General features: G+C 73.2%; 7 protein-coding genes. 1 reads left to right on the top strand and 6 read right to left on the bottom strand.

Annotated features, from left to right (window positions below; genetic code table 11):
• The coding region (locus tag HCN56_RS27380) for a TadE/TadG family type IV pilus assembly protein (protein WP_209312301.1) at positions 1 to 85 on the top strand (85 nt) is incomplete at its 5' end.
• A gap of 12 nt (positions 86 to 97) precedes the next feature.
• On the opposite strand, the gene HCN56_RS03395 is transcribed toward HCN56_RS27380, so the two are convergent.
• The 6 genes from HCN56_RS03395 to HCN56_RS03370 all read right to left on the bottom strand — a co-directional run bounded on the left by HCN56_RS03395 (position 98) and on the right by HCN56_RS03370 (position 5,517).
• Positions 98 to 346, bottom strand: a complete 249-nt coding sequence (locus HCN56_RS03395; protein WP_167967949.1) for a hypothetical protein — start codon at positions 344 to 346, stop codon at positions 98 to 100.
• Positions 347 to 375: 29 nt separating this feature from the next.
• Positions 376 to 1,326, bottom strand: coding sequence for a type II secretion system F family protein (locus HCN56_RS03390; RefSeq protein WP_167967948.1), 951 nt, complete (start codon positions 1,324 to 1,326; stop codon positions 376 to 378).
• On the bottom strand, positions 1,323 to 2,276 hold the full coding sequence (locus HCN56_RS03385) for a type II secretion system F family protein (RefSeq protein ID WP_167967947.1): 954 nt from the start codon (positions 2,274 to 2,276) through the stop codon (positions 1,323 to 1,325). Before HCN56_RS03385 ends, HCN56_RS03390 begins: the two co-directional genes overlap by 4 nt.
• Before the next feature lie 7 nt (positions 2,277 to 2,283).
• Positions 2,284 to 3,585 (bottom strand): TadA family conjugal transfer-associated ATPase, encoded by a 1,302-nt coding sequence (locus HCN56_RS03380; RefSeq protein WP_167967946.1) that lies wholly within the window; start codon positions 3,583 to 3,585, stop codon positions 2,284 to 2,286.
• A complete protein-coding gene (locus HCN56_RS03375) occupies positions 3,582 to 4,643 on the bottom strand; it encodes a hypothetical protein (protein WP_167967945.1) in 1,062 nt (353 codons plus the stop codon). The genes HCN56_RS03380 and HCN56_RS03375 overlap by 4 nt, the downstream gene beginning before the upstream one ends.
• A gap of 181 nt (positions 4,644 to 4,824) precedes the next feature.
• On the bottom strand, positions 4,825 to 5,517 hold the full coding sequence (locus tag HCN56_RS03370; protein ID WP_167967944.1) for a hypothetical protein: 693 nt from the start codon (positions 5,515 to 5,517) through the stop codon (positions 4,825 to 4,827).
• Positions 5,518 to 6,340 lie beyond the last annotated feature (823 nt).

Here is a 6,340-nt window from a genome sequence, read left to right as displayed (position 1 = left end):
GCGCGACGACTCGGGGGCCTCCGCCGTCGAGTTCGTGATGCTGACGCCGATCATGTTCTTCCTGATCTTCGGCGCGGGGCGGTGACCGGTGGCGGCACTAGCAGGAGCCGCTCTGGTCGGTGGCGCCGGCGATGCAGTTCTGCACGTCGGTGGCCTTGGAGGTGAGCGCGCTGGAGATCACGAAGCCGACGGCGAGCACGATGCCGACGACCACGGCGGCGATGACGACCCATTCGATGGCCGACGCACCGCGGTCCTCCTCCGCACGGGCGCGCTGGAGTCGGGTGCGCAGCGCGGCCTGTAGGTACCCGATCGCGGGGTGCGAGAACCCCGTGGAGTGACGCATGTCGTTTCCTTTCCCGTTCCGGGCCGGCGTCAGAATCCGCCGAAGACCCGCATGCCTGCCGGATAGATGAGAAAAACCAGGAACCCCGCGCAGAGCAGCAGCTGGGCGATGAGCATGGACTGGGACTTCTCGCCCGCGCCGCCCTCGATCTCCGCCATCTCCCTGCCGCGCATGGTCTCGGCGCGTGCCCCGAGGCTGTCGCGGACCTTGGCGCCGTCGTCGGCGACCAGGGCGAGGGAGTTGGAGAGGTCGCGCAGTTCCTCGACCCCCACCTCGTCCCCGAGCTTACCGAGGGCCTGCCACTGGGTGATGCCGGTGATCCGGGCGTCGGCGAGGGCGGTGCGGATTCTGACCAGCGCCCACCCGTCGCTGACCTCGGAGGCGGCCTTCAGCGCCTCCGGCAGTCCCCGGCCGCCGGCCAGGCTCATGGCGACCAGGTCGAGGTAGGCGGCGACCACCCGCCGGAAGTCCCTGCGCTTGGCGGCGGCGTCCCGCCGCACCTCCAGGTCGGGGAGGAAGAAGAACAGGCCGGCGAAGGCGAGCGAGAGCCACACCGGGATGAAGGGGCTCTCACCGATGCCGAGGAGGTGGACCCCGGTGAAGACGGCCGGGCCGAAGACCAGGCCGACGGCGGCCAGCCCGAGCTTGGTCGCGAGGAAGTTCTCCCAGCTGCGCCCCAGCAGCGCCAGGTCGGCACGGAGCGACCGCTGCACCCAGCCGCGCCGCAGGTACGCCTCGGCCAGCCACTCGCCGGCGCGGTCGCGCAGCACGTCGAGGCGGGAGCGGCGCTGGTCACCGCCGGCGGGACGGGGGGCGGGGACGGTGAAGGAGGCGTGGCCGCCGCGCGCCCGGACCGCGTCCACCCGGTGGATGGTGAGGACCGCACCGCGGCGGGTGGGCATCAGCGCCCGGATCAGCGTGTACAGGCCGAGGCCGAGGACGGCGCCGACGACGACCGCGGAGGTGACCGTGGAGTTCATCGCCGCATCACCGGGCCCTGGCCGCGGGCGGGCGCGGTGGCGCCGGCGTCCTGCGCCTCACGGGCGCGGCCGGCGGGCGCGGGCCGCACCATGAAGCGGTCGGGCACCTCGATGCGGGAGAGGCTGCGCATCCACCAGAAGCCGAGGCCGAACAGGAGGCACACCAGGCCGAGTACGAGCTGCCCGACCGCGTCGCCGTAGGGCTCGACGTAGGCGGAGTTGAAGAGCGAGAGGCCGACGGGGAAGGCGAGGCTGACGGCGACGACGATCTGCACGCTGCGACGGGTCGAGGCGCGCTGCGCGGAGACCCGCTGCCTCATCTCCACCTCCTCGCGTGCGGACTTGGCGAGCGCCCCCAGCACCTCGCGCAGCCCGGGGCCGCGCAGCCGCGCGTTGAGGATGAGCGAGGCGATGATGATGTCGGCGGAGGAGTCGTCGAGTTCCTCGGCGAACTCCTGGAGCGCGTCGGGGAGGGTGGTCCGCGACCGCAGGCGGTCCACGAGGTTGTTCAGGGGCTCCCGGAGCGCGGGGGCAGCCGCGCGTGCGGAGGCGGGGATGGCCTGCTCCAGCCCGACCGCGCCGGCGATGGTGTCGCGGAGCGACTCCGTCCAGGAGGCGAGCGCCTCGACGCGTGCCATGGCGGCGCGTTCCTCCGCCGCGCCGCCGAAGAGCTTGTCCCACACGAACGTCAGCAGCGCCGCCGCCAGCGCTGCGACCGGCCAGCCGGTGACGACGAGCACCGCCACCGCGAGCAGGACGGCGACCATGGAGCGCTGCCCGAGGAACCGGGCGATCTCGGCGCGGCGGCGTTCGTCGCGGGCGATCTCGTCGGCGGTGCGCGGCGGCAGCCCGCGGAGGGCGACGATCAGCAGGGCGACACCGCCGCCCGCGGCGACGCCGCAGGCGAGCGCGAGCAGGGTCTGCGGCGCGAGAATCCCGGTGGTGGGCACGGCCGGCTCACCCCCACCCTGGCTGGTAGCCGAAGGCGGCGAGTTCGTCGGCGCAGGAGATGGCGGCGTGCGCGCGCGGCACGCCGTCGGCCCCCTCGGCGAAGACCTCGCTGGACAACACCCGGCCGTCGACGCCGTTGACCTCGCGCACGGAGGTGACGAGCCGCTGCAGCCGCCCGCCGGTGGCGTAGTTGTTGCGGCGGTGGATGAAGACGACGAAGTTGACGGCGCCGGCGATCAGCATCTGGCTCGCCTCGATGGGGAGCCGCTCGTTGGCCTGGAGCGCGTAGGTGGAGATCCGGTTGAAGACCTCCGCCGAGCTGTTGGCGTGGATGGTGGAGAGCGAGCCGTCGTTCCCCTGCGACATGGCGTTGAGCATGGTGACGATCTCGTCGCCGAGCACCTCGCCGACGATGACCCGGGAGGGGTTCATGCGCAGCGAGCGGCGGACGAGTTCCGCCATGGAGATGTAGCCCTGGCCCTCGGAGTTGGGCAGCCGCTCCTCGAACGCCACCACGTTGGGGTGGAGTTCGGGGAACTGGTCCAGTCCGAGCTCCAGGGCGCGCTCGACGGTGATGAGTCGCTCGTCGGCGGGGATCTCGTTGGCCAGCGCCCGCAGCAGTGTGGTCTTCCCCGCGTTGGTGGAGCCCGCGATCATGATGTTCTTGCGGGCGCGGACCGCCGCGACCAGAAAGCGGCCCATCTCGGGGGTGACGGTGCCGTTGCCGACGAGGTCCGCGAGGAAGACCTTCCCGAGGCGGGCGCGCCGGATGGACAGCGCGGGCCGCCGGGTGACGTCCATGACGGCGGAGAGCCGCGAGCCGTCGGGGAGCCGCAGGTCCAGCTGCGGGTTGGCGGCGTCGAACGGGCGCGAGGACAGACCGGAGTAGGCGCCCAGGACCTGGATGAGTTCGATGAGTTCCTCGTCGGTCTCCGCGACGGGCTCGCTGCGTTCCTCCCGGCCGTCGGCGTAGCCGACGAAGACCTGGTCGCACCCGTTGATGTCGATGTTCTCGACCTCGGGGTTGTCGAGGAGCGGTTGCAGCCTGCCGACGCCGAAGAGCGCGGCGTGCACCGCCGCGGCGTAGTCCTCCTCGGCCTGCGCGTCCAGCGGCGCCCGGCCCTGGGAGATCTCCTCGCGGACGTAATCCTCCAGGACCTGGGCGATGACGGCGCGCGCGTAGTGGCGCTCGTCCTCGGGGGTCATGGCCCGGAGGCCGCCGGCCTGGTCGATGCGGCGCTGCTCGGCGATGCGGTCGCCGGCGTCCTGCCGGAACCGCTTGACCAGCTGGTGGTTGACGTCGGTCATCGACGGCCTCCGTGCGGGTCGTCACCCGGGGCGGGGTAGCCGTACCCGCCGCTCGACGGGTAGCCGTAGCCGCCGCCCGCGGGGGGCATGGTCGGCGGGGGCCAGGGACCGCCGGGCGGCGCGGGCGCGGGCGCGTGGGGGCCCTGCGCGCCGTACTGCGGCGGCACCGGCGCGTGGCCGTGGGACGGCGGCGCGGCGGCACCGCCGGCGGGCTGCGGCGGGGGCAGCGTTCCGTGGGCACCGGTGACGGCGGGGGCGAGTTCACGGTAGGTCTGGTGGAGGTCGGCGACGACCTTGCGGGCCGACCGCACCAGCAGGGACTTGTCGACCCGGCCGCGGCGGCGGCCCGCCAACTGGTCAGCGCCCGCTGCGTCCTCGGCGACCAGGCCCGCGACACGCGTGCCGCTGCCGGCGGCGGTCAGCATCTCGTTGACCTGACCGGCGATCCGGCCGCCCTGGGAGGGGTCGGTGACCAGCAGCAGCCCGATCGGCGGCCGGCCGTGCTGCGCGGCGCCGCGGTGCTGCCCGTGGAGTCGGGCGCTGAGGGCGAGGGCGCGTTCCCGGGTGTGCGCGAGGTTCTCGGGCTGGGTGCGGGTGACGAGCAGCACCACGGCCGCGTGGGGCAGCAGCGCCAGCGCGGGCGAGTCCGGGCCGAGTCGCCCGCAGTCGGCGACGACATCGGCCGCGGCCTCCTCGTGCGGGGAGCGGGCCAGTTCGGCGAACGCCTTGCCGAGCGCCCCGAACTGGCCGGAGACGCCGGTGCCCTGGTCGGAGGAGGTCAGGCCGACGATGACGTCGAGCCCACCGGAGACGCGCTGCGAGTGGTCCCACAGCTGCTCGGCGGCGATGCCGCGGCGGGCCGTGGCGGCCAGCGACAGCAGGCCCGTCCCGGGGTCGAGCGGGCGGCCGTCCTCCCGGGCGGAGCGGTAGACGAGGTCGCCGCCGGCGGGGTCCACCTCGGCCAGCAGCGCGCGCCGCGGCCACAGCGCGGCGAGGGCCACGGCGGTGGTGGTGGCTCCCGGCGACCCCTTGTCGGCCGCCACTGCGATGAGCGCCATGTCTCTGCTTCAGCCCCTCGGTCGGGTGCTCGCCCCGGCCTGTCGTCGGTGGTGTGGTGCGCGGTGGGACCGGGCACCGGCCGGTGCCCGCCGTCCCGTTGCCGGGTCGCGTTCCGGCCGGTCGTGGACCGGCCGTGGTTCAGCCGGCGTGGTTCCGTCGGCGTGGTTCAGCCGGCGTGGTTCAGTCGGCGCTGCCGGGGACGACGACGAGGGTGACGTCGCCGGTTGCGCCCGCCCGCGCGAGGTCCGCCGCGTCGGAGGCCGAGACCCGGAGCGTGACGAGCCGGTCCCCGCCGCTCGCGGCGCCTTCCACGGTGTGGACCCGTGCCCGGTCGACCAGCGTGCCGGTCGGGCCGGTGACGGTCTCGCCCTCGCCGCTGTCGCGGCCGACGTGGTAGGCGGCCACCGTCTCCCCGGTGCTCAGCCCGGAGGGGTAGCGGCCCGCGGAGAGGCTGAGGCCGACCAGCACCTGATCGCTGCCGAGCGTCTCCTCGTTGGTCAGCATCTCGCCCACCAGGACCGTCCCCGGAACGAGGTCGACGCTGGGGATGTAGTCCTGCTCCAACTGCGAACGGGAGCTCCACGGGACGTAGTTGACGGCAGGGTCCTCCGCCACGAGCACCGCGGCGATGGCGCTCTCGGGCACCGGCTGGCCCGCGGGGACGCGCTCGGTGATCTTCACCGCCTCGACCCGGTCGCCGGCCTGGATCACGAGCGTGGTGGCACCGAGGGCCCCGACGAGGATCAACAGCACGGCGAGCGCGGCGAGCGCGGGTTTCCGCTCCCGCGGCGGCACCGGCAGCCGATCACCCATCGCCGGTCCGGCCGCGACCGACTTCTTGGCGATCGCAGACGAACGGTCCTGGGTCTTCACGCCACCACCCCCGTGGTATTCACAGCACTTGACGGTCAACCGGCATATCCGAGCTCGCGAGCCGCCGACCGTGTGCTGAACAGAATTACTCGCAAGTCGCCATGACGCTACCAGGCGGCGAAACGGAGGAACAACGGCCAGGCGGAGTTCGGCAGCTGCACCCGAGCACCCCTACCGGACTCCCCCCCTCAGCCGCGCAAGCACCCGTCGCTTCTCCCCCGCCCCTCCCCCGGGCGACGCGGCCATTGTAGGGGCGCCCCGACACTGTGGTGACGCTTGTCGGCCGTTCTCACGGGACACCCGGAACGAGATCACGGAACATTCCGGTAGCAGACTTCGGACGATCGGCGAGGGTGGCCGGGCCGACTCCGCAGGCTTGCCGCTCTCGTGGGAGAACCTCGCGGGGACGTTCCCCTGCAACACGGTTGATGCGTCGACCTCCGGGGTCACGGATCCACGGGAGTGGCCCCGTGACGCCTTCGACACCAGGCCGCGGACCCCTGCCTGCGGCTGGATACGCCGAGGCCGAGACGCGACTCCCGTCGGTGCGGAGCAGCGGCCTTGAACAGCTCTTGAGACGTATTACTCGCAAATGAACGACCGCGCGAGTTGGGGGTGTTCGCCCGCCGACGCGCGAGCGCGAGCTCCAGCTCTGGGTTGTCGCGCGGCGGACACCCACCGCCCCCTTCCGGCTGCCTGTTCGACGCGGCCGCACCCCGAGCAACCCCCTCTACGCAGAAGTTGGAGTTCGATGCCACGACCGGACAGGTGTGGACTTCGAAACGACGGGCCCGCTTCCCCACACGCCCGACACCCGCGCATT

Source organism: Streptomyces lonarensis (assembly GCF_012033735.1).
Lineage (GTDB): Bacteria > Actinomycetota > Actinomycetes > Streptomycetales > Streptomycetaceae > Streptomyces > Streptomyces lonarensis.
This window is presented reverse-complemented; position numbering and strand designations above follow the sequence as displayed.